Raw genomic sequence first — 26,041 nt, 5'->3', positions numbered from 1 at the left:
CGGGGTTGGCCGGCGGCCGGCCGTCGTGTGTGGCAGACCGCCTCAGCCTAGCCCGCGCCGTGCCCCGCTCCGCGCGTTGCCGCATGTGGACCGGGGGTGTGACATTCGTCTCGGCGGGGTATGGCGCACAGTTGACCTCATGAGCGAACACCTGTCCGGGCCCGCCGCCACACCCGGCGCCCGCCACGAGATCACTCTCCTCGTCCGAGCCGGCTGCGGCGCCTGCGCTCCCGCGCTGGCGCTGCTCGAGCAGCTGTGCGACGAGTTCGGCGCGGGCCTGACGTGCATCGATGTCGATCGGGCTGCCTCGACGGATCCCGACCTGCGCGCCGAATTCGGCGATCGTCTGCCGGTGGTGCTGCTCGACAGCCGGGAGCACAGTTACTGGGAGGTCGACGAGGCACGATTGCGGGCCGATCTGGCCGGTTGAACACCGTCGGGCGGAACCGTGGTGCAGGTGAGAAGCACATTCGGGGCCGTTCGAGCAACTTTGTGCAGGGCTTCACAAGCGGTTACCGTGGTGTGAACGAATCCCCCGGATCACCGTGAGGACCGACGTGTACCCGTCGGCCGGACGAGGAGCCACGAACGTGACAGAGCTGCACCCCCCGCAGGGCGATGCCGCCCGCGGCGGCGTCGCCGAAGTCGACGGGGGTGCGTCTCCCGGTGTCCCCGTGCGGGACATCCCCCAGGCTACTGTGACGCGTCTCGCGACGTACCTGCGGGTCCTCGGAATGCTCGCCGACGAGGGCACGCTCATCGTCTCGAGCGAGGAACTCGCCACCGCATCCGGGGTCGGTTCCGCGAAACTCCGCAAGGATCTGTCCTTCCTCGGCCCCAACGGGGTGCGTGGCGTCGGGTACGACGTGCTGCGCCTGCAGGCCCGCATCGAGAACGCGCTCGGCCTCGACCGGGGACACCGCGTGGTCCTCGTCGGCGTCGGCAATCTCGGTCGCGCACTGGCCGGCTACGCAGGGTTCGACCGCCGCGGCTTCACGATGGCCGGACTGTTCGACGCCGACCCGGCGCGGGTGGGCACCCGGGTGGGCAACCTGACCATCCGGCACGTCGACGGGCTCGAAGCGGCCGCCCGCGAACTCGCCGCCACGATCGGCGTGATCGCGACCCCGGACGACGCTGCTCAGGGCGTATGCGACCTGCTGGTGCGGTCCGGCGTCCGGTCCGTGCTGAGCTTCGCCGCGGCACCGCTCGAGGTACCCGACCATGTCGAGGTCCGGCGGGTCGATCTGTCCGTGGAAATGCAGGTCCTCTCGTTTCACAGCGCCCGCAACGACACGCCGGTGGACGGCGGTCGCGCCGGTCTGCCCGACATCCGCCGGGTCGCGTCGGGCGAAGCACGACGGGCCGCGACCGGCGCGTCCCGGCTCACCGCCCAGAGAGCGAGCGCGACCGGGCGCACCGCGCCGAGCGCGACCGGGCGTACCGCGCCGGGCGCGACCGGATTCACCGCATCAGGAACGCCGAGCCCAGTGGCCTCGGCAGCGACAAGAAACGGATCGGTGATTGCGCCGTGAGTGTTCTCCTCGTCGGGGTCTCGCACAGGACCGCGCCCGTCTCGGTGCTCGAAAAGGTGGCCGTCACCGACACCGACCGACCCAAGCTCACCGACAAGATGATGGCCTCCGGCCACATCTCGGAGGCGATGATCGTCTCCACCTGCAACCGGGTGGAGATCTACGCGGTGGTCGACGCGTTCCACGGCGCGCTGGCCGACGTGAGCGAGCTCATGGCCGAGCACTCGGGTCTGACCCTCGTGGATCTGCACAAGCACGCGTACGTGCGCTACAGCGAGGCGGCCGCCGAGCACCTGTTCGCCGTGGCCAGCGGCCTGGACTCGATGGTGGTCGGTGAGCAGCAGATCCTCGGCCAGATCCGTACCGCCTACGCGAGTGCCGACGCTCAGCAGGCTGCCGGCCGGGCCCTGCACGAGCTGGCTCAGCAGGCGCTGCGCGTGGGCAAGCGAGTGCACACCGAGACCGGCATCGACGCGGCGGGTGCGTCCGTGGTGTCGGTGGCGCTGGACAAGGCGGCGACCGTGCTCGACGGTCTGGCCGGCCGCACCGCCGCCGTGATCGGTGCGGGCGCGATGGGCGGGCTCGCCGTCGCGCACCTCACCCGCGCCGGGATCGCGCGCATCGTGGTGGTCAACCGGACCCGGGAGCGCGCCGAGCGGCTCGCCGAGACCGCCCGCGGCAACGGCATCGAGGCCGACGTGCTGCCGTTCGACCGGCTCGCGGCCGCGTTGTCGCAGGCCGATGTGGCCGTCACCTGCACGGGTGCGGTCGGTACGGTCGTCACTCTCGCCGACGCACACCGGGCCCTCGCCCAGCCCGAGCGCGGCACCCGTCCGCTGGTGATCTGCGATCTCGGCCTGCCGCGCGACGTGGAGCCGGCCGTCTCGGGTCTGCCCGGCGTCACCGTCTTCGACATGGAGTCGCTGCAGCGCGATCCCGCGGCCGGCGCCGCCGCCTCCGATACGGACGCCGCGCGTTCGATCGTGGCCGCCGAACTCGCCGACTATCTCGCCTCCCAGCGTCTGGCCGAGGTCACCCCCACCGTCACCGCGCTGCGTCAGCGCGCCGCCGAGGTCGTCGAGGGCGAACTGCTGCGGCTCGAGTCCCGGTTGCCGGGGCTCGACGACGGCCAGCGCGGCGAGGTGGCCCGCACGGTGCGCCGCGTCGTCGACAAGCTGCTGCACGCGCCGACGGTGCGGGTCAAGCAGCTGGCGTCCACCCCGGGCGGCGACCAGTACGCCGAGGCGCTGCGCGAGCTGTTCGAATTGCGGCCGGGTGCCGCCGAGGCCGTCGCCACCCCGGTGGCGAAGGAACTCGGTGCTCTTCCCGACGTGACCGGCGCGACCGACCTGTCGGCCGCGCTGGATCCGGCCGTCACCACGGAGCTGCGGTCGCCCCGGAAGCAGTCGCCCGGAGCACTGGGAGCTTCTCGAGAGGAAAGGCAGGCATGAGCGCCGAGGTCGCATCGGACACCCGGATCGAAGCCGGAACCGGCAGCCGCACGCTGCGGATCGGAACGCGCGGCAGCCTGCTGGCGACGACGCAGGCGGGCACCGTCCGGGATGCGCTGATCGCCGCCGGCCATCCCGCCGAACTGGTCGTCATCACCACCAAGGGTGACGTCACCGCGGGCCCGGTCGAGCGGATCGGCGTCGGCGTCTTCACCGCCGAGCTGCGTGAGGCGCTGCTCGCCGGCGACGTCGACCTGGCCGTGCATTCGTACAAGGACCTTCCGACCGCGCAGGATCCGCGACTGGTGATCGCCGCCGTGCCGCCGCGTGAGGATCCGCGCGACGCGCTCGTCGCCCGCGACGGGCTGGTCCTCGGCGAGCTGCCGCCGGGCTCGCGGGTGGGCACCTCCGCGCCGCGGCGGCGTGCCCAGCTCGCCGCCATGGGTCTGGGCCTCGACATCCGGCCGCTGCGCGGGAACATCGACACCCGGCTCGGGAAGGTCGCGTCCGGCGAACTGGACGCCATCGTCATTGCGCGCGCGGGACTTTCGCGTATCGGCCGCCTCGACCGGATCACCGAGTCCCTCGAACCGGTGCAGATGCTGCCGGCGCCCTCCCAGGGTGCTCTCGCGGTCGAATGCCGCGCGGAGGACACCGCACTGATCGAGATCCTCGCCGGTCTCGACGACCGCGCCAGCCGCGCGGCAGTCGTCGCCGAGCGGGCGCTGCTCGCGGAGCTCGAGGCCGGCTGCACCGCCCCCGTCGGGGCCGTTGCCGAGGTCGTCGAATCCCTCGACGACGACGGCCGCGTGATCGAGGAACTGTCCGTGCGCGGCTGCGCCGCCGCCCTCGACGGCTCGGATGTGCTGCGCGCGAGCGCCGTCGGCGCCACCGCGCGCGCGGAGGAACTGGGCCGGGCGGTGGCTCGCGAGTTGCTCGATCTCGGTGCGCGTGAGCTGATGACCAGCCGGGGGGACGACGCGCCGGAACAGGGCACGGCCGATGTTTGACGCCGTCCGCCCGCACCCCAGGTTTCCCTTTACCGCAGATTCGACCGCACTGGAGAATGACCGATGAGCCGAGTCCGTAAGCACAATCCCGGACGGATCCTGTTCGTGGGAGCTGGGCCGGGCGACCCGGCTCTGCTGACCGTGCGTGCCCGCGACGTGCTCGCGGGCGCGACGATCGCCTTCACCGACCCCGACGTCGACAGGGGGGTGGTGGCGCTCGTCGGCACCACCGCCGGCCGGGACGCGGAGACCGGGGAGCCCGTCGCCGAGGTGCGTCCCGCGCTGGGCGAGCCCACCGAGGTCGCCAAAACCCTCGTCGCGGAGGCGAAGAACGGCCACGATGTCGTGCGCCTCGTCGCCGGCGACCCGCTGACCACCGACTCGGTGATCGCCGAGGTCAACGCCGTCGCCCGCACCCAGGTGGTGTTCGAGGTCCTGCCGGGGCTGACCCCCGGCTCGGCCGTGCCGAGCTACGCCGGCATGGCGCTGGGCTCGTGCCACACCGAGGTCGACGTGCGCGGCGAGGTGGACTGGGCGGCGCTCGCCGCCGCGCCCGGCCCGCTGGTGCTGCACGCCACGTCCGGTCATCTCGCGGAGACTGCGAGCGCCCTCGTCGAGCACGGGCTCGCGCCGCAGACCCCGGCGGCGATCACCGTCCGTGGCACGACCCGGCAGCAGCGCACAGTCGAAGCCACCCTCGCCACGCTCAACGACGCCGGTTCCGAGCTCGTCGGTCCGCTCGTCGTCACCGTCGGCAAGATCGTCTCGCAGCGCGGCAAACTCTCGTGGTGGGAGTCCCGCGCCCTGTACGGGTGGACGGTGCTGGTGCCGCGCACCAAGGAGCAGGCCGGGGAGATGAGCGAGCGGCTCGTCACGCACGGAGCGATCCCGATCGAGGTGCCGACCATCGCGGTGGAGCCGCCCCGCAGTCCGGCCCAGATGGAGCGGGCCGTCAAGGGACTCGTGGACGGCCGCTACCAGTGGGTGGTGTTCACCTCCACGAACGCGGTGCGCGCGGTGTGGGAGAAGTTCGAGGCGTTCGGCCTCGACGCTCGCGCCTTCTCGGGTGTGAAGATCGCGTGTGTCGGGCAGGCGACCGCGGACAAGGTGCGCTCGTTCGGGATCACCCCCGAGCTGGTGCCCTCGGGCGAACAGTCCAGCGAGGGGCTGCTGGCCGAATTCGCCCCGTACGACGACGTTTTCGATCCCGTCAACCGGGTGCTGCTGCCGCGCGCCGACATCGCCACCGAGACCCTCGCGGAGGGCCTGCGCGAGCGGGGCTGGGAGATCGACGACGTGACTGCCTACCGCACGGTGCGGGCGGCACCGCCGCCGGCCGAGACCCGCGAGATGATCAAGACCGGTGGGTTCGACGCGGTGTGCTTCACCTCGTCGTCGACGGTCCGCAACCTCGTGGGTATCGCGGGTAAGCCGCACGCGCGCACCATCGTCGCGTGCATCGGGCCGAAGACCGCGGAGACCGCGATCGAGTTCGGGCTGCGGGTGGACGTGCAGCCGGAGACCGCGCAGATCGGTCCCCTGGTGGAGGCGCTCGCCGAGCACGCCGCCCGGCTGCGGGCCGAGGGCGCATTGCCGCCGCCCCGCAAGAAGTCCCGCGCCCGCCGCTGACCCCCGTGCGCGGTTCCGGTAGCCCCCGCTACCGGAACCGCGCACGGCTTGCCCGGAAGGTGAGTCCGCCGATGTATCCCGATGTCCGTCCCCGCAGGCTGCGCACCACCCCGGCCATGCGCCGGCTGGTTGCCGAAACCTCCCTCGAGCCGCGGCATCTGGTGCTGCCGATGTTCGTCGCCGACGGCCTCGACGCGCCGCGAGAGATCCCGTCGATGCCCGGTGTGTACCAGCACACCCCCGATTCGCTGCCCGCCGCGGCGACCGCGGCGGTCGAAGCCGGTGTGGGTGGGCTGATGCTCTTCGGCGTGCCGCGAGCCGAGGACAAGGACGCCCGCGGCTCGGGCGGCACCGACCCCGACGGCGTGCTCAACCGTGCGCTGCGGGACCTGCGCGCCGAACTCGGCGATGCGACGGTCCTGATGGCCGACACGTGCCTCGACGAGTTCACCGACCACGGTCACTGCGGCGTCCTGGGCGCCTCGGGTGCGGTGGACAACGACGCCACCCTCGAGCGGTACGCGGAGATGGCCGTCGCGCAGGCCGAGGCCGGCGCGCACCTGCTCGGTCCGAGCGGGATGATGGACGGTCAGGTCGCGTCCATCCGCGCGGCGCTCGACGCCGCGGGGCATCAGGACGTGGGGCAGATCGCGTATTCCGCGAAGTACGCCTCCGCGTTCTACGGGCCGTTCCGGGACGCGGTGGGGTCCTCGCTCGAGGGCGACCGCCGCACCTACCAGCAGGATCCGGCGAACCGCCGGGAGGCGCTGCGCGAGGTCGATCTCGATCTCGCCGAGGGCGCCGACCTGGTGATGGTCAAACCCGCGATGTCGTACCTCGACGTGCTGCGCGAGGTCGCCGACCGCTCGGACGTGCCCGTCGCGGCGTATCAGATCTCGGGCGAGTACGCGATGATCACCGCTGCCGCGCAGAACGGCTGGATCGACCGGGACACGGCGATCCTGGAGTCGCTGACGAGCATCCGCCGCGCCGGTGCCGACATCGTGCTCACGTACTGGGCGGCCGAGGTCGCGGGCCGGCTCTCGTGAGCACGCCCGAACCGTCGCAGTGGCCCGGGCCGCCGGACACCCCGCCCGGGCCGGCACCGGCGCAGCGGCGCCCCACTCCCGTGGACGTCGAGACCGCGTTCCAGTTGTGGTGCGCGGTCGCGGTCCTGGGGTTGGTGTACCTCGGCGCGAGTGTGCTGCTGATGTGGGAGCGCCGGGACGAGTTCGTCGACCAGATGACGGCGGAACTGGCCCGGCAGACGCCACCGGTGGACATGCCGCGCGAGACGGTGGAATCGTTGCTGCCGTTGGGATTCGGCATCACCGCCGTCCTGGGGCTCGTGTTCACCGGCCTGTTCCTGCTCGTGGCCTTCGCGATGCGGCGCGGCCGGAACTGGGCGCGCATGCTGCTCACGATGATCGGTGTCTTCCTGACCGTCACGGCGATCCCGACGGTGTTCGGCGTGGGTGCGCTGGGCGGCGGTGCCGGCCTCGTGATCGGTCTGGTGAGCATCCTGCAGGGGGTGTGTTCGGTCGGGGCGATCGTGCTCATGCACCGCCGCGAGCCGAATCTGTACTTCCTCCGGTTGCCCCCGAGCTGACCCGACGAGCGCGCGGAGTACGGTGTCTGACGACCCACGGCCCGCGCGGTCGTTTCCGACGAGCGAAGAGGACTTTCATGCAGGTGGAGCCCCGGCCCTACGGTCGTCGTCGTGAGCTGGTCCTGATCGGCCTCATCGCCGTCCTGGGCGTGGTGACGCTGGTGCTGGTCGTCGTTCCGGGCATGCTCAGCGCCTGATCACGACGTGAACGAGTCGGCCGAGCCCCGCTTCCACGAGCCCGGTGGCCGTTGGCGCACCGTGGCGTTCGGGCCGGTGCTGTGCCTCGTCGCGCTCGTCGTCGAACTGGCGACCGGGCCGGTGGTGCACTGGGTCGCACTGCCGGTGATCGCTCTGGTGCTCAGCGGCTTCGCGTACGTGATGGTCGTCGCGGCCCGGCGGCACGTGAGCGTGGAGCTGACCGCGAAGACGCTGCGCCTCGGGACCGAGGAACTGCCGCTCGAGGAGATCGAGGCGGTGCTGTCCGCGGCCGATCCCCGGGCCCGGGATCCCGAGCGGTGGGAGACCGCCCGGCCGTTGGGGGAGCTGGCGAACGTGCCGCGGGGCCGGACGGCCGTCGGCCTGCGGTTGCGGGGTGGCGCCCTGGTGCGGGCGTGGGCCCGGGACCACGAACGGCTGCGGTCCGAACTCGAGGCGGTGCTGGCCGAGCGCGCCGATCCGCCCTTGCTCTAATACCCCCTAGGGGTACGATACGAGTATGGCCGGATACACCCCGCACCAGGAGGACCTGCTCAAGCGCCTGCGCCGCATCGAGGGGCAGGTCGCGGGCATCGCCCGGATGATCGAGGACGACCGCTACTGCATCGACGTCCTGACCCAGGTCTCCGCCGTCACCAAGGCCCTGCAGACGGTCTCGCTCAAGCTGCTCGACGCGCACCTGGCCGGCTGCGTCGTCGACGCCGCCCGGCAGGGCGGACCCGAGGCCGACGCGAAGATCCAGGAGGCCTCGGACGCCATAGCGCGCCTCGTCCTCAAACCCTGACCACCGAGGAGCCGATCGGCATGCGGATCGCCCACGGACTGTGCGCTGCGGCGCTGGCCTGCGCGCTGACCGCGTGCGCGTCGGAGGAGCCCGCGCGGACGGTGCTCTCGGGCGCACCCACCGCGGTCCCCGACGCGGGAACCCCGCCGCGGGTCACCGTCACCACCGTCGTCGACGGTCTCGACCATCCGTGGGACGTGGTGCAGGCCCCCGACGGGACGTTGCTGACCGGTGAACGCTCGGGCCGGTTCGTCGTCCGCCGGCCCGACGGGCGCGTCGAGGAGCTGCGCGCCGACCTGTCGGACCTGTACGCGGTGGGGGAGACCGGCCTCATGGGCGTCGCGCTCGCCGTCGACTTCGGGGTCAGCCGCACCGTCTACACGTGCCAGGGACACCGCGACCCCGACGACGTCCGCGTCTACGCCTGGACCGTCGATCCCGGCTGGACCACCATGACGCGGCAGCGCACCGTCGTGGAGGGGCTGCCCGTCGCGCGCGGCGGCCGCCACGCCGGCTGCCGCATCCTCGCGCACCCGGACGGCACCCTGTACATCGGCACGGGCGACGCCACCCGCCCGACGGCGCCGCAGGACCCCGGCAGCCTCGGCGGCAAGGTGCTGCACCTGAACCCCGACGGGTCGCCGGCCCCCGGCAACCCCGACCCGGGCAGCGTGGTGTTCACCCTCGGCCACCGCAACGTGCAGGGGCTGGCGCTGCAGCCCGGCACCGGGCGGCTCTACGCGGTCGAGCAGGGCAGCAGCCGCGACGACGAGGTCAACCTGCTCGTGCCGGGCGGCAACTACGGCTGGCGACCCGACCGGGAACCCGGAATGTACGACGAGTCGGTGCCGATGACCGATCCCGAGCGCGTCCCCGGCGCGATCCCGGCGGTGTGGAGTTCCGGGTCGCCCACCATCGCCACCCCCGCGCTGGCGTTCGCGGCCGGACCGGGGTGGGGCCCGTGGTCCGGCGCGCTCGTCGTCAGCAGCCAGCAGGACGAGAAGCTGCTGCTGCTGCGCCTGTCCGAGGACGGCCGCAGCGTGACCGAATCGACCGACCTGCTCGAGGGGGAGTACGGGCGCCTGCGGTCGCTCACCCCACTGCCCGACGGCTCGCTCCTCGTCACCACCGACAACGGCTCCGACGACAGGGTGCTGCGAATCGCCCCCGTCTAACGTGCCCCTGGGTCGACGCGCCGCGCGCCCGCGCCGTCCTTGCCCAGCCGATCGCCCGGATTGAACAGTGTGCACGCCTGCAGCGACAGGCAGCCGCAGCCGATGCACCCCGCCAGTTCGCGCTGCATCCGGTCGATCGCCTGCTTGCGCTCCTCGAGTCGCTCGTGCCACGCCCGCGAGATGCGCATCCAGTCCCGTCGGGTCGGGGGCCGTTCGGCCGGCAGCGCCGAGAACACCTCGGCCACCTCGGCAAGCGGAATGCCGAACCGGGTCGCCAACTGGATGATCGAGATGCGCCGGATCGTGTGCCGGGGGAAGCGGCGCGTGCCGCCTGCGGTGCGGTGTGCGGTCACGAGTCCCAGCGACTCGTAGTAGCGAATCGCAGACACGGCGGCTCCGGTGCGCCGGGAGACTTCACCGATCGCCAGCAGTTCTTCGCTCGTGCGGCTCATCACGACTCCGTTCCCCGCGCTTGATCTCGAGTGCACTTGAGACTCTACAGTCACCGTCATGCACGGATCCACGACTCGCGCCGGCGCCTGGTCGGAACTTCTCGGACGCGAATACCTCGGTACGGCAGCGGTTCTCGCCGGCGGAGTTGCCCTCTACGCCACCAACGTGTACCTCACCACGAGCCTGCTGCCGACCGCGGTCGAGGAGATCGGCGGCCACGCCTACTACGCGTGGACGGCGACGGTGTTCCTGCTCGCGTCGGTGATCTCCTCGACGGCCGTGGCCCGGACCCTCGCCGTCCGCGGACCCCGGGGCGCCTACCTCGTGGGGCTCGGGTCTTTCGCGGCCGGCACCCTCGTGTGCGCGCTCGCACCGTCCATGGAGGCGCTGCTGGCGGGCCGGGCGGTCCAGGGGCTCGGTGGCGGCCTGCTCGCCGGACTCGGCTACGCAGTACTGAACAGTGCTCTGCCGGAACGTCTCTGGAGCCGCGCCGCGGCGCTCGTATCGGCGATGTGGGGTGTGGGGACCTTCGCGGGACCCGCCGTCGGCGGCGTGTTCGCCCAGTTCCACGCCTGGCGATGGGCGTTCGGCGCGTTACTGGTCTGCACGCTCGCGGTCGCAGCCGCGGTGCCGTTCGCCCTGCCGGCGCACGCCCGCGGATCGCGCGCTGCCGGCAGGATTCCGCTCGTTTCGCTGGCCCTGCTCACCGCCGCGGCCCTGGCGGTCAGCGTGGCCGCCGTCGTGACCGGCGGTGCGCCCACGATCGCCCTGCTCGCGGTCGCGTCCGCCGCCGTGGTCGCGTTCGTCGCCGTCGACCGCCGCAGCCCGCACGGCATCCTGCCGGCGGCGACGTTCACCACCGCCCGGCTGCGCTGGGTGTACCTGACGATCGCAGTGCTGGCGGTCGTCTCGACCGCCGAGACGTTCGTCCCGTTGTTCGGGCAGCGCCTCGCCGGCCTCGCGCCGCTGGCCGCCGGCTTCCTCGGCGCCGCCCTCGCGGTGGGGTGGACGCTCGGCGAGATCCCGAGCGCCTCGGCGTCCGCGCCCCGAACCGTGCGCCGCATCGTGGTGAGTGCTCCGGTGCTCGTCGGCCTCGGTCTCGCGCTCATGGCGGCCGCCGTGCGTGACGAGGCCGGACCGGCTGCGGTCACGGTGTGGGTCACGGGACTGGTCGTCGCGGGCGCGGGCATCGGCATCGCGTGGCCGCACCTCGCGGTCGGCGCGATGAACGCCGTCGCCGACCCGCGCGACAGCGGCAAGGCGTCCGCTGCGATCAACACCGTCCAGTTGATCGCGAACGCGTTCGGCGCAGCACTGGCCGGAGTCCTCGTCAACGCGGGACAACCGTCCGACGTGCGTTCGGCGCGGCTGCTGCTGTTCGGGTTCGCTGCCGTGGCGGTGCTCGGCGTGCTCGCCGCGCGCCGCGCGGTTCCGGCGCGCGCGCACCGGAACCGGTCGGCACCCGCGGACGCCTCCGCAGCGGAACCCGAACGAATCTGACGCCGCCGCGCGTGTCGTCGCCGTCCGGCGCATCGTCTTCCGTAGCATCGCCGGGATCCGACGACGAGGAGATGCGCGTGCGAATCTCGGGGAGATGTGCGGCGGCGATCGCAGTCGGCGTGCTCGCGGCCGGGACGCCGAGCGCCCACGCGGCGCCACCCGAGGCGGGCGCGCTGCCCGAGCTGACCGTGACGCCGCTGATGGAGGGGCTGAGCAAGCCCTGGGACGTCGTCGCCGCTCCGGACGGGACGATCCTGACCGGGGAACGGCGGGGCCGCTTCGTGGTCCGGGATCCGAACGGTGGGATCCGGGAGGTGCGCGCCGACCTGTCCGGCCTGTACGCCGAGGGCGAGACCGGCCTGATGGGTCTGGCGCTGGCACCGGATTTCGGGACGAGCCGGACCCTCTACAGCTGTCAGGGCCACCGCGGCCCCGACGGCACCGACATCCGCGTGCAGTCCTGGACGGTCGATCCCGGATGGACGGAGCTGACCCGCGGCGCCACGGTGCTCGCCGGCATCCCGGTCGGGCAGGGCGGCCGGCACGGCGGGTGCCGGTTGCTCGCCCGTCCCGACGGGTCGCTGTTCGTCGGGACGGGCGACACCGCCCACCCCCAGGTGCCTCAGGACCGGAACAGCCTGGGCGGCAAGGTGCTCCACATCGATCCCGACGGCACCCCGGCGGCGGGAAACCCCGACCCGGGCAGCCCCGTGTTCACTCTCGGGCACCGCAACGTGCAGGGACTGGCGCTGCGTCCCGGGAGCGGCGAGCTCTATGCCGTCGAGCAGGGCACCGTCCGCGACGACGAGGTGAATCTCCTGCAGCCCGGCGGCAACTACGGGTACCGCCCCGACCGCTTCCCGTTCGTCTACGACGAGTCGGTGCCCATGACCGATCCGGCCCGCGTGCCGGGAGCGATCGGGGCCGTGTGGAGTTCCGGTGCCCCCACCCTCGCGACTCCCGGCGGCACGTTCGTCTCCGGCGCCGGCTGGCAGGGCTGGGACGGCGCGCTGGTGATCACGAGCCAGCAGCAGGAGAAACTGCTGTTCCTCGAACTCACCGCCGACGGCCGGTCGGTGGACGAGACCGCGACGGCGCTCGAGGGGCGGTTCGGCCGGCTGCGGTCGGTGACCGCACGACCCGACGGGGCGCTGCTCGTCACGACGGACAACGGCCGCGACGACCGGGTCCTGCTGGTGGAACCCGCCGACTGAGAGGCCGAGACGAATGTGCTCACCGACCGTGCTCGACCGGGTGTACCGCGAAATCGAGGACGGCCGGCCGCGGTTCGGCCGCCGGTCCTTCCTCGCCGCCCTCGGCGTGAGCGCCGCGGGTCTGGGCGCGGCGACCGCCGCCGCGGCGCCGGCACGAGCCGGCGGGGACACGGCCGCCGTGCGGGCCGACGCGGTGATCGACCTGACCCACACGCTGACCCCGCAGTTCCCGGTGTGGCCCGGCAACGAGCGGTTCGCGATGCGTCCCGTGGCCACGTTCGACACCGGACGGTTCGCCGTCAACGCGATGTCGCTGTGGGAGCACACCGGCACCCATCTCGACGCCCCGGCCCACATCGTGCGCGGCGGCGCGACCGTCGAGGCGCTGCCGGTGCGCGACTTCGTGGCCCCGCTCGCCGTCGTCGACATCGCCGGCAAGGCCGCGCAGGACGACGACGCGGTGGTCACCGTCGACGACGTGGCGACGTGGGAGCGGCAACACGGCCCGATCCCGCCGGCCGCCTTCGTCGCGATGCACTCGGGATGGGAGGCCCGCCTCGCCGACCCCGGCCGCTTCGTCAACGCCGACGCACTGCGCATCCCGCACGCACCGGGCTTCGACCGCGAGGCCGTGCGCATGCTCGTGCACGAACGGAACGTCGTGGGGCTCGGCGTCGACACCCTGAGCCTCGACCGGTCGGGCGAGGTCGGCGCCCACGTGGAGTTGCTCGGCGCGGGCCGCTACGGCATCGAGGCGATGGCGAACCTCGCGGCCGTGCCGCCACGCGGCGCGACCGTCGTCGTCGGCGCGCCGAAGCACGCCGGCGGCACCGGTGGGCCGTGCCGGGTGCTGGCACTGGTCTGAATCCCGCACCCGGCCCGGCGGGTCAGCCGAGGCGACCGGCGTCCGTGCCCGGGCCCTCGAGCATCGCCGACCCGAGCAGGTGCTCCGGCACGCCGAGGCCCTCGACGAGGGTCGTCACGTGGGGACGCAGGGTCCGGCAGCGCTCGTTGATGCCGCGCAGCACCGCCTTCGCCCGTTCCACCGACAGCTGCCGGTGCTCCATGTACCAGGCCTTGTCCTCGTCGATGACGCTGAGCGCGTACAGATCGCACAGGTCCGACAGCAGCTCGCGGGCCTCCTCGTCGGGACACGACTCGATCCCGGCGACGAACGCCTCGAGCACGACCCGGTCGATGTGGGCGCGCGCCGCGTGCAGCACGTGGTCCTGCACGAAGTTGAAGGCGTCGAACAGGTTCTCCTCGCGGTTCGACGCGGCCTGCAGTCGCCGCGCCGCCGTCGAGAGCAGGTATTGTTCCCGGTCCTCGAACATCGCCATCTGCGTGCCCCGATCGAAGAGGCTGCCGTCCTCCTCGTTGTCCTTCCGGGTGTCGACGAGCGTCTGGAGGATCTGCTGGGCGGCGGTGCGCTTCTTGACGATGTCCGACACCGTGACCGCGGCGAACTTCATCCATTCCACCGGGCTCATGCCGCGGACCTCGTCCGCGTAGGCGGTGAGGAGTTCCTTGGCGACGAGCTGGGTCAGCACGTGGTTGTCGCCCTCGAAGGTGGTGAACACGTCCGTGTCCGCCTTCAGCGCGGTGAGCCGGTTCTCGGCCATGTACCCGGCACCGCCGCAGGCCTCACGGCACTCCTGGATGGCGCGCGTCGCGTGGGCGGTGTTGGCGACCTTCAGCCCGGCGGCGCGGCCCTCGAGCTCACGCTGCTCCTGCGGGTCCACCTCCTCGACGGGCGTGGTCTGGATCCGGTCCATGGTGGAGATCAGCTCGTTCTGCGCGAAGGTCAGCGCATACGACTTGGCGATGAGCGGCAGCAGGCGGCGCTGATGGACCAGATAGTCCATCAGCAGCACTTCCTTCTCGTCGCCGGGGGCGCTGAACTGGCGGCGCTGCAGCGCGTACCGCGTGGCGACCGACAGCGCGACGCGGGCCGCGGCACCGGCCGAGCCGCCGACGGTGACCCGGCCCCGCACGAGCGTGCCCACCATGGTGAAGAAGCGGCGGTTCGGATTCTCGATCGCCGAGACGTAGGTGCCGTCGGGCTCGACGTCGGCGTACCGATTGAGCAGGTTCTCCCGGGGAATCCGCACGTGGTCGAACATGATCCGGCCGTTGTCCACGCCCGGCAGGCCACCCTTGTGGCCGCAGTCGGAGGTGGTGACCCCGGGCAGATCGTCGCCGTTCTCGTCGCGGATCGGCACGACGAAGCAGTGCACGCCCTGGGACTTGCCGCCGGTGATCAGCTGTGCGAACACCGCGGCGACCGTCGCGTGCTGTGCCGCCCCGCCGATGTAGTCCTTGCGCGAGGACGGGGTCGGGGAGTGGACGACGAACTCCTCGGTGCCCGGGTCGTACGAGGCCGTCGTCTCGAGCGACTGGACGTCGGAGCCGTGGCCGGTCTCGGTCATCGCGAAGCAGCCGAGCAGATCGAGATCGATGAGCGGGCCGATGTAGCGGTCGTGGTGCCGGGCCGTGCCGAGATTCTCGATCGCGCCGCCGAACAGACCCCACTGCACACCGGCCTTGACCATCAGGGACAGGTCCGACATGGCGAGCATCTCGATCGACGCCACCGCGCCGCCGGCGTCGCCGCCGCCGCCCACCGCTTTCGCGAAGCCCGACCGGGCGTAGCCGGATTCCGCGAGCATCCGCATCTGCTTCAGCGTGATCGCCCGGGCCTCGTCCAGGTCCGGTGTGTAGTGCGGGGCGAACTCGGGCCGGTCCAGGTCCGTGCGTGCCCGCTCGCGTGCCTGCCGCCACGCGCCGTCCAGGGTGATGCGGATGTGCTCAGCTGTGGTCGTCATGGACCGACATTAGGACGATTCGAGCCCGTCGTGTGGGTATGTGCGAACGTCGGTATCGGCTGCGGCATGCGCCCAGTCCGTCGGCACGTCCGCGCCCCCTTCCGGACTGACCCGGGTGCCGACGCGCGCGAGCAGCGGAGTCGGGGCGATCGGCCCGGCGAACAGTGCCTGGCCGAGTCCGAAGGTGGTGGCGCGTTGCAGCATCGCCGGGGGGACGTGGGAGAACAGGTGGGACAGCTCCTCGATGTCGGTGCTGCCGTTCATCCGCATCAGGAGCAGGTTGTCGCACTGGGAGACGACGTTCGGATGCACCTTCCCCGGCCGCTGCGTCGCCACGAACAGGTGCAGCCCGAACTTGCGTCCCTCGCCGGCGATGAGCACCCCCAGATCCGCGGTGCTCGACAACAACGGATCCGCCGTGACCGACGGCAGGATGTTGTGGGCCTCGTCCACCACGACGAGCATCGGCAGGCGCCGCCGTCGCAGCATCCACAGCCGGCCCAGCAGCCCGAGGGACACCGCGGCGCGCTCCCCGGGGCTGTTCAGACTGCCGAGATCGATCACGAAGCACCGGCCCGTGCGCACGTCGAGTTCGGCGGCCGAGCGTTCCTCCCCTCGCCGCCACAGCTCCCACGACGCGATCCCCAGATTGTCGATGCGGGTCGCGAGACGCTCCGTCGCGGGGTCCGCCGCCGCCGCGGACCGCACGTCCGCGACGGAGTAGGGCGCGTCGAGGGCAGCGGTGACGCGGCGCAGGGCCGAGTACTCGTCGAGATCGTGCACCGGGTCCAGGCGCAGCAGCAGCGCCTGCGCGACGAGGGGAAGGTCGCTCAGGTCCAGGCACAGCAGGTGGTCGGAGCCGGTGCCGCGGGCCCGTACCACCCGCACTCCGGTGGCGGCCCCGCGATGCCGCTGCGCGGCGGGGGAGTCGTCCTCCGGATCCCGCAGCCGGCCGAGGTGTACGTGGTCGGAGTTGGGGTCGAGCACCACGATCGGCAGGGTCGTCGCGGCGAGCAGCCGCTCGAGGACCGCGCCGGTGGTGTACGTCTTGCCGGAGCCGGACTGGCCGCACATGAAGGTGTGCCGGGCGAAGCCCGCCGGGTGCAGCCGCGCCGCCACGGCCGGGGCGTGCAGCAGGGTGCCGACGTCGAGACTGCCGGTGAGGGCGGCCGCGAGCGTCGCCGTCTCGGCCGCGGTGGCCGGGCGCACATGCCGCTCGGGAAACGGGGCGACTTCCGCCGTGGCGGCGAACCGGTCGTCGCCGAACACGCCCAGCACACTCGCGGACCCCGCCAGCGTCCGCACCATGGCGCGGCCGCGCACGGAGCGCACCGGCAGACCCGGTTCGTCCACGGCGACGTCGACGTCCGCGCCCTCGCGCTCGACGATGCGCACGCTGCGGACCTGCACGGCGAGACGGCGCTCGTCGTCGAGTTCGACGACCGCGAATCCGCCGACCTCCAGGCCGACGTCCACCGGTCCGGTGAGAAGTACCTCACGACCGTCGGCGGACAACGCGGCGGTGACGACCCGGAACCGGTCGGCGAGGGCGGTACGGACGTCGTCGAACGAGACCATGGTCACATTCCTACCGCAACGACCGCCGTTGCAGGGCCCGCGCCTTTTGGCAAATCCCGCGAAACTGGGACACTGGAGGTCGTGACTGCGACCCCCGATGCATCTCGCGCCCGCGACTCCGTTTCCACCGCACTGTTCGACCGGGCGTCGAAGGTGATTCCCGGGGGTGTGAACTCGCCGGTCCGCGCGTTCGGATCGGTCGGCGGCACCCCGCGCTTCGTCGCCTCCGCATCCGGCTGCACCCTGACCGACGTGGACGGCAATTCGTATGTCGACCTGGTGTGTTCGTGGGGGCCGATGATCCTCGGCCATGCGCACCCGGCCGTCGTCGACGCGGTGCGCAGTGCCGCCACGACCGGGCTGTCGTTCGGCGCGCCGACCGCCGGTGAGGTGGAACTCGCCGAGGAGATCGTGGCCCGCATCGAGCCCGTCGAGCAGGTCCGGCTCGTCAACTCCGGTACCGAGGCGACGATGAGTGCGGTGCGACTGGCACGCGGATTCACCGGCCGGACCAAGATCGTCAAGTTCGCGGGCTGTTATCACGGTCACGTCGACGCCCTGCTCGCCGACGCCGGCTCCGGCGTCGCCACCTTCGGGCTGCCGACGTCGCCGGGTGTGACGGGCGCCCAGGCCGAGGACACCATCGTCCTGCCGTACAACGACCTCGAGGCGGTGCGCGCGGCGTTCGCGGCCGAACCGGGGAAGATCGCGGCGGTGATCACCGAAGCCGCGGCCGGCAACATGGGCACCGTCCCGCCGCTGCCCGGCTTCAACGCCGGTCTGCGCGAGCTGACCCGCGAGCACGGCGCGCTGCTGATCATGGACGAGGTGATGACCGGGTTCCGGGCGGGACCGGCCGGGTGGTACGGCATCGACGGCGTCGCCGGTGACCTCATGACGTTCGGCAAGGTGATGAGCGGCGGACTGCCCGCGGCCGCGTTCGGCGGCCGCGCCGACGTGATGGCCCATCTCGCGCCGGCCGGGCCCGTCTACCAGGCCGGCACCCTGTCGGGCAATCCGGTCGCCGTCGCCGCCGGCCTCGCCAGCCTGCGCGCCGCCGACAGCGACGCCTACGCCGCGCTCGACCGCAACGCCACCACCCTCGGACGGATGCTCGGTGAGGCGCTGACGGCGGAGGGCGTGGCCCACCGGGTCCAGTTCGCCGGCACCATGCTCAGCGTGTTCTTCACCGAGGAGCCGGTCACCGACTACGCGCAGGCCAAGGCCGCGCAGACGTGGCGGTTCCCGGCGTTCTTCCATGCCCTGCTCGACCACGGCGTCTACGCCCCGCCGAGCGCGTTCGAGACGTGGTTCGTCTCGTCCGCGCTCGACGACGACGCGTTCTCCCGCATCGCCGACGCACTGCCGCACGCCGCGAAGGCGGCGGCCGCCGCCACCGCCTGAGCGCGCCCCTTCCAGGCCGTCCACACCCGCCGCACACCCGAGGAACTCCCACGTGACCGAACCTGCCCCGTCCGAGACCCGCACCATCGTGCACGTGCTCCGGCACGGCGAGGTGCACAACCCCAGCGGCATCCTCTACGGCCGGCTGCCCGGCTTCCGGCTGTCCGTGACCGGGGAGGCGCAGGCCCGGTCGGTGGCCTCGGCCCTCGCCGACCACGATATCGCGCACATCGTCGCCTCCCCGCTCGAGCGGGCCCAGCAGACCGCCCAGCCCATCGCGGACAAGCACGGCCTGCCGGTGGCGACGGACGAGAACCTCGTCGAGGCGGGCAACCAGTTCGAGGGCCTGCGGGTGGCCGTCGGCGACGGGGCGCTGCGCCGCCCGCGGCACTGGTGGAAGCTGCGCGACCCGTTCACCCCCTCGTGGGGTGAGCCCTACCTGCAGATCGCGCACCGCATGCTGGCCGCGGTCAACGCCGCTCGTGTCGCCGCCGTGGGCCGCGAAGCCGTGTGCGTGAGCCATCAGCTTCCGGTGTGGACCCTCCGCCGCTTCCTCGAGGGGGAACGGCTGTGGCACAACCCGCAGCACCGGCAGTGCAGCCTGGCGTCGCTGACCTCGCTGGTGTACCAGGGCGACACCCTGGTCGACATCGTCTACTCCGAACCGGCCGGGGCCTCGGACCCGACCGTCCACGGCGCATGAGTCGCCGGGCCACGCGACGGGCGGCGCTGGCGGCGACGGCGCTGGCCTGCGGCGTCGTCCTCACCTCGTGCGCCACCGGCGACGACGCCGTCGCCACCGGCGGCACCTTCGACTTCGTCTCGCCGGGCGGTCAGACCCGCATCTTCTACGACCCGCCCGCCGAGCGCGGCACCCTCGGGACGCTCTCGGGGGAGGACCTGATGAACGAGGGCGAGACGATCTCGCTCGACGACTACGCCGGCCAGGTGGTGGTGCTCAACGTGTGGGGCCAGTGGTGCGCCCCGTGCCGTAGCGAGGCCGACGACCTCGAACAGGTCTACGAGGCCACCGAGGATCAGGGCGTGCAGTTCCTCGGCATCAACGTCCGCGACAACCAGCGCGACAAGGCCCAGGACTTCGTCGTCGACAACCGGGTCGGCTACCCGTCGATCTACGACCCGTCGATGCGCTCGCTGCTGGCGCTGGGAGCGAACTACCCGACGTCGGTCGTCCCCACCACCGTCGTCCTCGACCGTGACCACCGCGTCGCGGCGGTCTTCCTCACCGAACTGCTTGCGAGCGATCTGCAGCCCGTCGTCGAGCGGGTCGCCGCGGAAACCCCCGCCGAGCAGTGACATGGGTGGTGCAGTCGTGAGCAGCAATCCGCTCGTGAGCGAAGCCGTCCTCGCCGCGGGCATCGGGGACACCTTCCAGTCGGTCGCCTCGTCCGGCCCGCTGCTGCTGGCCCTCGGAGCGTGCCTGCTGGCCGGGCTCGTGTCCTTCGCGTCGCCCTGCGTGGTGCCGCTGGTGCCCGGCTACCTGTCCTATCTGGCCGGGGTCGTGGGCGCCGAGGCGCCGGCGGTCACCGCCGCCGAGGCGCGTGGACGCACCACCACCGTCCGCGCCGACGGACGGCTGCGCGTCGCCGGAGCAGCCGCGCTGTTCGTCGCCGGATTCACGGTGGTGTTCGTCCTCGCCACCGCGTCGGTGTTCGGGGCGATCTCCGCGCTCGCCGTCAACCGCGAGCTGCTGATGCGGATCGGCGGGGTGGTCACCATCGTGATGGGCCTGGTTTTCGTCGGCCTGATCCCGGCGCTGCAGCGCGACACCCGCCCCGAACCCCGGCGGATCTCCGGCCTGGCCGGCGCGCCGCTGCTCGGCGGCGTCTTCGCCCTCGGCTGGACGCCGTGCCTCGGTCCCACCCTTGCCGGGGTGATCTCCCTGGCCGCCGGCACCGAGGGCGCCACCGCCGCCCGGGGCGTCGCGCTCATCGTGGCGTACTGCCTCGGTCTCGGGTTGCCTTTCGTCGTACTCGCGCTGGGCTCCGCCCGGGCCCTGCGCGGGGTGGGCTGGTTGCGCGCCCACGCCCGCACCGTCCAGCTCGTCGGCGGCTTCATGCTCGTGGCCGTCGGAATCGCCCTCGTCACCGGCGCCTGGGACGTGTTCGTCTCCTGGATCCGGGACGCCTTCATTTCCGAGGTCACGCTCCCCATATGACGGCCACCGACACACCCACCGCCCCACCGTCACCGACCCCGCCGCGGCAGGGCCCGGCCGGTCGCGCCGCGGCGTTCGTCCGCAACACCTGGCGCGGCCTGACGTCGATGCGCACCGCGCTGGTGCTGCTGTTCCTGCTCGCGCTGGCCGCGATCCCCGGCGCCCTGCTGCCGCAGCGCAGCCTCAACGCCGGCAAGGTCGACGAGTACATCGCCGCGCGCCCGACCCTCGGTCCGCTGATGGACCGGCTGGAGCTGTTCGACGTGTTCGGCAGCTTCTGGTTCACCGCGATCTACGTGCTGCTGTTCGTCTCCCTGATCGGCTGCATCCTGCCGCGCTGCACCGAGTACTACCGGGCGCTGCGCACCCGGCCCGTGCCGGCGCCGCGCAACCTGTCGCGACTGCCGCACCATCTCGAGACCACGGTCGACGGCGCCCCGGACGAGGTGCTCGCCCGGGTGCGGGGCCAGCTGCGGGGCTGGCGCGTCGCCGAGCGTGGCGAGACGGCCGCCCGCCGGGGCGCGCGCGACGGGGAACTCACCCTCTCCGCGGAGAAGGGATACCTGCGCGAAGGCGGCAACCTGCTGTTCCACCTCGCGCTGGTGGGGCTGCTCGCCGCGGTCGCGGTGGGCAAGCTGTTCGGCTACGAGGGCCAGCGCATCCTGGTCGCCGACGGTGAGGAGTTCTGCACCAGCTCGCCGGCGGCGTTCGACTCCTTCCGCGCGGGCAACACCCTCGACGGCACGGGCCTGACTCCGATGTGCATCCGCGTGAAGGACTTCTCCGCGGACTATCTCGACAACGGCCAGGCGGAGATGTTCACCTCGAACATCGACTATCAGGCGGGCGCCGACCTGGCGACGAACACCTGGCGCGAGGCCCAGCTGAAGGTCAACCACCCGCTGCGGGTCGGCAGCGACCGCGTCTACCTGCAGGGCCACGGTTTCGCGCCGTCCTTCACGGTGACATGGCCCGACGGCGAGACCCGCACCGAGACGCTGCAGTGGCGACCGGACGACGCGACCACCTTCCTCAGCAGTGGTGCGATGCGGTTCGACCCGCCGGGCGGAATGTACCCGGATGCCGACGAGCGGCGGCGCAACCAGATCGCGATCGAGGGGCTGTTCGCGCCCACCGCGGTGTTCCACGGCAACCTGTTGTCCTCCGGCTACCCGGCGCTGACCGATCCCGCCGTCGCGATCGACATCTACAAGGGCGACACGGGCCTGGACACCGGCACTCCGCAGTCGCTGTTCTCCCTCAACGGCGAGCTGATCAACCAGGGCCGGCTCGTCAAGCAGGACCGCGTGAACCTGTATGCGGGAGAGAGCGTGACACTCGCCGACGGGACGCAGATCCGGTTCGACGGCGCGACCGACTTCGTGAACCTGCAGGTCTCCCACGACCCGGCGCAGACGTGGGTGCTGGTGTCGGCCGTCACGATGATGGCGGGGCTGCTGGTGTCGCTGCTGATCAAACGTCGCCGCGTCTGGGTGCGGGTCTACCCGGCCGGTACAGTGGCCGACGGGGAACGACGTACCGTAGTAGAACTCGGTGGTCTCGCCCGGACCGACCAGGCCGGATGGGGTGACGAGTTCGAGCGTCTGACCGGCCGACTGCTCGGCGACGACACGACCGCACGTGCGAAGGCAGCACAGGAGAAGAAGGCATGACCCTCAACGAGACCCTCGCGCAGTACAGCGACTGGGCGTTCGAATCGGCGTTCGCGGTACTGGTGCTCGCGCTGGTGCTGCTGATCGCCGAGTACGCGTCGCACCGGGCCGACCTCGTCGCCGAGCGCGAGCGCAAACTCGTCGCCGTGGGCGCGGCGGCCGAGCCGCCGCCGGTGCCGGCCGGGCCGGGCCGGGTCGAGGAGGTGGGGGGCCGGACGCTGTCCGAGCGTCTCGGCAACATGGGGCGCGCGCTCGTCGTCGTGGTGGCTGCCCTGCAGGTGACGTCGATCGTGCTGCGCGGGCTGTCCACCGAGCGCTTCCCACTCGGCAACATGTACGAGTTCGTGGCCATGGCGTGCGCCGCGGCGGTGCTGTTCGGGCTGGTGGTGCTGCGCAAGCCGGCCTACCGGATCATGTGGGTCTACCTGCTCGTGCCGGTGCTGATCCTGATGTTCCTCGCGGCGACCGTGCTGTACGCCGACGCCGCCCCCGTCGTGCCCGCCCTGCAGTCGTTCTGGCTGCCCATCCACGTGACCATCATCAGCGTCGGCAGCGGCATCTTCCTGGTCTCCGGCGTCGCCAGCCTGCTGTTCCTGCTGCGCATCCGGTTCCCGAAGGGCGAGGAGGGCCGCGGCGTGTTCGGCCGGATCGCCGAACGCCTGCCCGACGCGCAGACCCTGGACCGTCTCGCCTACCGCACCACCATCATCGGGTTCCCGCTGTTCGGTGCCGGCATCATCCTGGGCGCGATCTGGGCCGAGGCCGCGTGGGGCCGGTTCTGGGGCTGGGATCCCAAGGAGACCGTCTCCTTCATCACCTGGGTGATGTACGCGGCGTACCTGCACGCCCGCGCGACGTCGGGCTGGCGCAACACCCGTGCGGCGTGGATCAACGTCGCCGGGTTCGTCGCCATGCTGTTCAACCTCTTCATCATCAACATGGTGGTCTCCGGTCTGCATTCGTACGCCGGCCTGAACTGATCTGTTATCGTCCGCGTCGGCCGGGCCGTGGGGGACCGGGGACGGGGGACGACAGCGTGGTGCCGCAGGAGGGCGAGCGGGCGGGGACAGCACAGCCGTCGGCGCGGGATCTGGACGCGTCGCTGCTCGTGAACCGGGTACAGTCGGCGCCCGCGCGGGGGTGGCGTCGGGCCGTGTACCGCGGCACCGGCGGGCGCATCGATCCGGGCGACGGCCGGCGGGACCGGCAGCGGCGTGAGTTGACAGAGCAGGTGCGCGGACCGCTCCGGGGCTGCTACCGGATCGCACTGCTGAGCTTGAAGGGCGGGGTGGGAAAGACCACTACCACGGTCACGCTCGGATCCACGTTCGCGTCCCTGCGAGGCGACCGGGTGATCGCGGTGGATGCCAACCCCGACCGGGGAACGCTCAGCCAGAAGGTCGCCGACCGGACCTCGGGGACGGTGCGCACGCTGCTGCGCGACGAGGCGAGCATCCGCCGCTACGGCGATGTCCGGGCCCATACGGCACAGAATCGGCATCGGCTCGAGGTGCTGGCCTCGGACAGCGATCCGGCCGTCTCGGAGGCGTTCAGCGCGCGGGACTACGAGCGGACGCTGGCAATCCTCGAACGTTTCCACACGATCGTGCTCACCGACTGCGGCACCGGACTGATGCACTCGGCGATGCGGGCGATCCTCGAGAACGCGGACACACTGGTGGTGGTCAGTTCCGGCTCGGTGGACGGTGCGCGCAGCGCCTCGGCGACGCTGGACTGGCTCGACGCCCACGGCTACCGGGCCCTCGTGGCCCGTTCCGTGGCTGTGGTCAACGCCGTGCGGCCCCGGTCCGGCAAGGTGGACGTGGACCGGTTGGTCGAGCACTTCGCGCGGCGCTGCCGCGCCGTCCACGTGCTGCCGTTCGATCCGCACCTCGAGGAGGGCGCGGAGGTCGACCTGGCCCGACTGCAGCCACGTACCCGGCGGGCGCTGCTGGAACTGGCGGCGGGGGTTGCCGCGGACTTTCCGCGCCGACGTGACCTCGGCGAGCGCAGCGACGGGGGATGACCCTGGGCGAGCGCAGCGACGGGGGATGACCCCTGCGAGCGCAGCGAGGGATCACTCCGGCGCGAGCGCAGCGACGGAGCGGGCGCCGCGGCCCGAGGTCAGTCTCCGGGGTCCTGATCGGGGCCGGGGGTGCCGTCGGTGGACCTGCGACGGAACTCCCGGTCGACCTTCCAGAGGAAGTCCGGGTCGTCGTCGGGGCCGATCACGCGGGTGGGCTGGGAGCGAAGTCCGGGACCGAACGCCTTCCACAGCAGCACCGCAATCGTGAGGGCACCGACTATGGCCAACAGGTAGAGCACCACGCACCTCCTCGCCGCGAGCAGTCCGCCGGCGTTTCCGCGGCCGGCCGGGCCTGCTCCTTCAGTCTATTCGTTGTGACGAGGGTGCCGGTGCGCCCCGGGTTCCCGATGCGGCGTGGGCCCGGGTCAGCGGGTGGCTTCGGTGGTGAGGGAGCGCAGCAGCGCCAGCACCTCGGACTCCCGGAAGCGGCGGTGCCCGCCCGGGGTTCGCAGCGAGCCGAGCCGGCCGGCGTGGGCCCAGCGGGTGACCGTCTTCGGGTCCACGTGGAACAGCGCCGCGACCTGGCCGGGGGTCAGCAGTGATTCCTTCGCGCCGTTGAATGCGGGTGCGCTCATCGATGGTCCTTCCGGGTGTTTCGTCTCGTTCGGATCGTCGTGGCCATGTTGACACCGAATACCCTGGTTGCTCGAACGGTCTACGGTTGGTAAAGCGGAAGTAATAGACAAAACGGACGGTCGACCAGATGGGCCGCGGCGCGCGGCGGTTACCCTGGACGGGTGAGTGAAGCATCGCAGAACCGTCCTGACCAGCCCGGAAATCCCGGCCGGCCCGGCAACGCCGGCACCGACAGAGGCACCCTGGCCCGGGACGTCGCCCTCTACTCGCTGGCCCGGCTGGGCCTCGTCCTCGTGCTCGCCGTGGTGATCCTCTACCTTCCCCGCCTGTTCGGGGTGGAGATCCCGTTGCTGGTCGCCGCGCTCTTCGCGGTGCTGATCGCGCTGCCGCTCTCGCTCGTCGTGTTCGCGCCGCTGCGCCGCCGGGTGAACGCGGGCATCGCATCCGTCGACGCGCGCCGACGCGCCGACCGGGCCGACCTCCAGTCCCGGCTGCGTGGCGAGGATCGTTAGGTGAGCGAAGGCGTCGTCGACCGCAGTGCGTCGCGGGAGTGGGTGGATCGTGCCGTCCAGCTGATCGAGGCCGACTCCCAGCGCAGCGCCGACACGCATCTCCTGCGCTATCCGCTGCCTCCCGAGCGGGGCGTGCAGCTGTACCTCAAGGACGAGTCCACGCACATCACCGGCAGCTTGAAGCACCGGCTCGCGCGATCGCTGTTCCTCTACGCCATCTGCAACGGCTGGGTGCGTGCGGACACCCCGATCATCGAGGCGTCGTCCGGCTCGACCGCCGTCAGCGAGGCGTACTTCGCGAAGCTGCTCGGCCTCGACTTCGTCGCGGTCATGCCGCGGAGCACCAGTCCGGCCAAGGTTGCGCTCATCGAGGCGCAGGGTGGGCAGTGCCACTTCGTCGACCGGCCGCCGGAGATCTATGCCGAGGCGCGCCGGCTCGCCGCCGAGCTGGGCGGTCACTACATGGACCAGTTCACGCACGCGGAACGAGCCACCGACTGGCGCGGCAACAACAACATCGCCGAATCGATCTTCACCCAGCTGCAGCTCGAGGAACATCCGATCCCGGAGTGGATCGTCGTCGGCGCCGGCACCGGCGGCACCAGCGCCACCGTCGGCCGGTACATCCGGTA

Annotated in this window: 26 protein-coding genes and 1 pseudogene; 22 read left to right on the top strand and 5 right to left on the bottom strand. The window is 72.0% G+C overall.

Annotation, left to right across the window (positions count from 1 at the left end):
• Positions 1–139 precede the first annotated feature (139 nt).
• The 10 genes from OEY_RS0100955 to OEY_RS0100905 all read left to right on the top strand — a co-directional run bounded on the left by OEY_RS0100955 (position 140) and on the right by OEY_RS0100905 (position 9,409).
• Complete coding sequence (locus OEY_RS0100955) at positions 140–430, top strand: glutaredoxin family protein (protein WP_010592079.1); 291 nt, start codon at positions 140–142, stop codon at positions 428–430.
• Between the two features lie 160 nt (positions 431–590).
• The gene (locus tag OEY_RS0100950) at positions 591–1,535 is read left to right on the top strand and encodes a redox-sensing transcriptional repressor Rex (protein ID WP_010592078.1); all 945 of its coding nucleotides are present in this window, start codon (positions 591–593) and stop codon (positions 1,533–1,535) included.
• Entirely contained in the window at positions 1,532–2,986 is a 1,455-nt protein-coding gene (locus tag OEY_RS0100945) for a glutamyl-tRNA reductase (protein ID WP_010592077.1), read from the top strand. Before OEY_RS0100950 ends, OEY_RS0100945 begins: the two co-directional genes overlap by 4 nt.
• Entirely contained in the window at positions 2,983–3,996 is a 1,014-nt protein-coding gene (gene hemC, locus OEY_RS0100940) for a hydroxymethylbilane synthase (RefSeq protein ID WP_010592076.1), read from the top strand. Before OEY_RS0100945 ends, hemC begins: the two co-directional genes overlap by 4 nt.
• A 63-nt stretch (positions 3,997–4,059) precedes the next feature.
• Complete coding sequence (locus OEY_RS0100935) at positions 4,060–5,625, top strand: uroporphyrinogen-III synthase (RefSeq protein WP_010592075.1); 1,566 nt, start codon at positions 4,060–4,062, stop codon at positions 5,623–5,625.
• Positions 5,626–5,696: 71 nt separating this feature from the next.
• Positions 5,697–6,674 carry a porphobilinogen synthase gene (hemB, locus tag OEY_RS0100930; RefSeq protein WP_010592074.1) on the top strand — a complete coding sequence of 326 codons (978 nt, stop codon included), beginning with the start codon at positions 5,697–5,699 and terminating at the stop codon, positions 6,672–6,674.
• Positions 6,671–7,234 carry a hypothetical protein gene (locus OEY_RS0100925; protein WP_010592073.1) on the top strand — a complete coding sequence of 188 codons (564 nt, stop codon included), beginning with the start codon at positions 6,671–6,673 and terminating at the stop codon, positions 7,232–7,234. The genes hemB and OEY_RS0100925 overlap by 4 nt, the downstream gene beginning before the upstream one ends.
• A 204-nt stretch (positions 7,235–7,438) precedes the next feature.
• Complete coding sequence (locus OEY_RS0100915) at positions 7,439–7,924, top strand: DUF3093 family protein (protein ID WP_010592072.1); 486 nt, start codon at positions 7,439–7,441, stop codon at positions 7,922–7,924.
• A gap of 25 nt (positions 7,925–7,949) precedes the next feature.
• Entirely contained in the window at positions 7,950–8,234 is a 285-nt protein-coding gene (locus OEY_RS0100910) for a metal-sensitive transcriptional regulator (protein ID WP_003937563.1), read from the top strand.
• 20 nt (positions 8,235–8,254) lie between these two features.
• The gene (locus tag OEY_RS0100905; protein WP_010592071.1) at positions 8,255–9,409 is read left to right on the top strand and encodes a PQQ-dependent sugar dehydrogenase; all 1,155 of its coding nucleotides are present in this window, start codon (positions 8,255–8,257) and stop codon (positions 9,407–9,409) included.
• Here OEY_RS0100905 and soxR read toward each other — a convergent pair.
• Positions 9,406–9,861: a redox-sensitive transcriptional activator SoxR gene (gene soxR / locus OEY_RS0100900; protein ID WP_010592070.1), complete on the bottom strand. Its 456-nt coding sequence runs from the start codon at positions 9,859–9,861 to the stop codon at positions 9,406–9,408. The genes OEY_RS0100905 and soxR overlap by 4 nt on opposite strands.
• 58 nt (positions 9,862–9,919) lie before the next feature.
• On the opposite strand from soxR, the gene OEY_RS0100895 reads away from it, so the two are divergent.
• The 3 genes from OEY_RS0100895 (at position 9,920) to OEY_RS0100885 (ending at position 13,441) form a co-directional block, all read left to right on the top strand.
• Entirely contained in the window at positions 9,920–11,362 is a 1,443-nt protein-coding gene (locus tag OEY_RS0100895) for an MFS transporter (protein ID WP_010592069.1), read from the top strand.
• Positions 11,363–11,439: 77 nt separating this feature from the next.
• Complete coding sequence (locus tag OEY_RS0100890; RefSeq protein WP_010592068.1) at positions 11,440–12,576, top strand: PQQ-dependent sugar dehydrogenase; 1,137 nt, start codon at positions 11,440–11,442, stop codon at positions 12,574–12,576.
• A gap of 13 nt (positions 12,577–12,589) precedes the next feature.
• A complete protein-coding gene (locus OEY_RS0100885; RefSeq protein WP_010592067.1) occupies positions 12,590–13,441 on the top strand; it encodes a cyclase family protein in 852 nt (283 codons plus the stop codon).
• A gap of 22 nt (positions 13,442–13,463) precedes the next feature.
• Here OEY_RS0100885 and OEY_RS0100880 read toward each other — a convergent pair whose 3' ends face one another.
• Both OEY_RS0100880 and OEY_RS0100875 read right to left on the bottom strand, forming a co-directional pair.
• Complete coding sequence (locus OEY_RS0100880) at positions 13,464–15,401, bottom strand: acyl-CoA dehydrogenase family protein (RefSeq protein WP_010592066.1); 1,938 nt, start codon at positions 15,399–15,401, stop codon at positions 13,464–13,466.
• 9 nt (positions 15,402–15,410) lie between these two features.
• Positions 15,411–16,979 carry an ATP-binding protein gene (locus OEY_RS0100875; RefSeq protein ID WP_010592065.1) on the bottom strand — a complete coding sequence of 523 codons (1,569 nt, stop codon included), beginning with the start codon at positions 16,977–16,979 and terminating at the stop codon, positions 15,411–15,413.
• An 81-nt stretch (positions 16,980–17,060) separates the two neighbouring features.
• Between OEY_RS0100875 and hemL the strand changes: the two genes are divergently transcribed.
• The 7 genes and pseudogenes from hemL to OEY_RS0100840 form a co-directional block, all read left to right on the top strand.
• Positions 17,061–18,383 carry a glutamate-1-semialdehyde 2,1-aminomutase gene (gene hemL, locus OEY_RS0100870; protein WP_010592064.1) on the top strand — a complete coding sequence of 441 codons (1,323 nt, stop codon included), beginning with the start codon at positions 17,061–17,063 and terminating at the stop codon, positions 18,381–18,383.
• Between the two features lie 52 nt (positions 18,384–18,435).
• On the top strand, positions 18,436–19,086 hold the full coding sequence (locus OEY_RS0100865; protein WP_003937572.1) for a histidine phosphatase family protein: 651 nt from the start codon (positions 18,436–18,438) through the stop codon (positions 19,084–19,086).
• Positions 19,083–19,700 carry a TlpA disulfide reductase family protein gene (locus tag OEY_RS0100860; protein ID WP_010592063.1) on the top strand — a complete coding sequence of 206 codons (618 nt, stop codon included), beginning with the start codon at positions 19,083–19,085 and terminating at the stop codon, positions 19,698–19,700. Before OEY_RS0100865 ends, OEY_RS0100860 begins: the two co-directional genes overlap by 4 nt.
• A gap of 1 nt (position 19,701) precedes the next feature.
• The gene (locus OEY_RS0100855) at positions 19,702–20,562 is read left to right on the top strand and encodes a cytochrome c biogenesis CcdA family protein (protein ID WP_010592062.1); all 861 of its coding nucleotides are present in this window, start codon (positions 19,702–19,704) and stop codon (positions 20,560–20,562) included.
• Complete coding sequence (gene resB, locus OEY_RS0100850) at positions 20,559–22,235, top strand: cytochrome c biogenesis protein ResB (RefSeq protein ID WP_010592061.1); 1,677 nt, start codon at positions 20,559–20,561, stop codon at positions 22,233–22,235. Before OEY_RS0100855 ends, resB begins: the two co-directional genes overlap by 4 nt.
• A complete protein-coding gene (ccsB, locus tag OEY_RS0100845) occupies positions 22,232–23,215 on the top strand; it encodes a c-type cytochrome biogenesis protein CcsB (RefSeq protein ID WP_010592060.1) in 984 nt (327 codons plus the stop codon). Before resB ends, ccsB begins: the two co-directional genes overlap by 4 nt.
• Before the next feature lie 35 nt (positions 23,216–23,250).
• Positions 23,251–24,261, top strand: a pseudogene (locus OEY_RS0100840) (MinD/ParA family ATP-binding protein); the annotation flags it as partial.
• Positions 24,262–24,359: 98 nt separating this feature from the next.
• Here the strand turns inward: OEY_RS0100840 and OEY_RS0100835 are convergent.
• The gene (locus OEY_RS0100835; RefSeq protein WP_010592058.1) at positions 24,360–24,560 is read right to left on the bottom strand and encodes a hypothetical protein; all 201 of its coding nucleotides are present in this window, start codon (positions 24,558–24,560) and stop codon (positions 24,360–24,362) included.
• A gap of 126 nt (positions 24,561–24,686) precedes the next feature.
• Positions 24,687–24,896 (bottom strand): BldC family transcriptional regulator, encoded by a 210-nt coding sequence (locus OEY_RS0100830; RefSeq protein WP_006935908.1) that lies wholly within the window; start codon positions 24,894–24,896, stop codon positions 24,687–24,689.
• A gap of 243 nt (positions 24,897–25,139) precedes the next feature.
• Here OEY_RS0100830 and OEY_RS0100825 point away from each other — a divergent pair, with 243 nt between their 5' ends.
• Together OEY_RS0100825 and OEY_RS0100820 are read left to right on the top strand one after the other, a co-directional pair.
• Positions 25,140–25,409 carry a DUF4229 domain-containing protein gene (locus tag OEY_RS0100825; RefSeq protein WP_172603578.1) on the top strand — a complete coding sequence of 90 codons (270 nt, stop codon included), beginning with the start codon at positions 25,140–25,142 and terminating at the stop codon, positions 25,407–25,409.
• On the top strand, positions 25,410–26,041 hold a 632-nt coding region (locus tag OEY_RS0100820; protein ID WP_010592056.1), incomplete at its 3' end, for a PLP-dependent cysteine synthase family protein.

Origin of the sequence: Rhodococcus sp. P14, assembly GCF_000256505.1 — a bacterium.
GTDB lineage: Bacteria > Actinomycetota > Actinomycetes > Mycobacteriales > Mycobacteriaceae > Rhodococcus > Rhodococcus ruber.
Note: the sequence above shows the minus strand (reverse complement) of the source record. Positions and strands in the feature narration are given on the sequence as shown.

Excerpts from the sequence above, each read along its gene's own strand:
- OEY_RS0100955 (WP_010592079.1), top strand. The coding sequence starts at position 140 with ATGAGCGAACACCTGTCCGGGCCCGCCGCCACACCCGGCGCCCGCCAC.
- hemC (WP_010592076.1), top strand. The coding sequence starts at position 2,983 with ATGAGCGCCGAGGTCGCATCGGACACCCGGATCGAAGCCGGAACCGGC.
- OEY_RS0100935 (WP_010592075.1), top strand. The coding sequence starts at position 4,060 with ATGAGCCGAGTCCGTAAGCACAATCCCGGACGGATCCTGTTCGTGGGA.
- hemB (WP_010592074.1), top strand. The coding sequence starts at position 5,697 with ATGTATCCCGATGTCCGTCCCCGCAGGCTGCGCACCACCCCGGCCATG.
- OEY_RS0100910 (WP_003937563.1), top strand. The coding sequence starts at position 7,950 with ATGGCCGGATACACCCCGCACCAGGAGGACCTGCTCAAGCGCCTGCGC.
- OEY_RS0100905 (WP_010592071.1), top strand. The coding sequence starts at position 8,255 with ATGCGGATCGCCCACGGACTGTGCGCTGCGGCGCTGGCCTGCGCGCTG.
- soxR (WP_010592070.1), bottom strand. The coding sequence starts at position 9,861 with ATGAGCCGCACGAGCGAAGAACTGCTGGCGATCGGTGAAGTCTCCCGG.
- OEY_RS0100895 (WP_010592069.1), top strand. The coding sequence starts at position 9,920 with ATGCACGGATCCACGACTCGCGCCGGCGCCTGGTCGGAACTTCTCGGA.
- OEY_RS0100885 (WP_010592067.1), top strand. The coding sequence starts at position 12,590 with ATGTGCTCACCGACCGTGCTCGACCGGGTGTACCGCGAAATCGAGGAC.
- OEY_RS0100880 (WP_010592066.1), bottom strand. The coding sequence starts at position 15,401 with ATGACGACCACAGCTGAGCACATCCGCATCACCCTGGACGGCGCGTGG.
- OEY_RS0100875 (WP_010592065.1), bottom strand. The coding sequence starts at position 16,979 with ATGGTCTCGTTCGACGACGTCCGTACCGCCCTCGCCGACCGGTTCCGG.
- OEY_RS0100860 (WP_010592063.1), top strand. The coding sequence starts at position 19,083 with ATGAGTCGCCGGGCCACGCGACGGGCGGCGCTGGCGGCGACGGCGCTG.
- OEY_RS0100855 (WP_010592062.1), top strand. The coding sequence starts at position 19,702 with ATGGGTGGTGCAGTCGTGAGCAGCAATCCGCTCGTGAGCGAAGCCGTC.
- resB (WP_010592061.1), top strand. The coding sequence starts at position 20,559 with ATGACGGCCACCGACACACCCACCGCCCCACCGTCACCGACCCCGCCG.
- ccsB (WP_010592060.1), top strand. The coding sequence starts at position 22,232 with ATGACCCTCAACGAGACCCTCGCGCAGTACAGCGACTGGGCGTTCGAA.
- OEY_RS0100830 (WP_006935908.1), bottom strand. The coding sequence starts at position 24,896 with ATGAGCGCACCCGCATTCAACGGCGCGAAGGAATCACTGCTGACCCCC.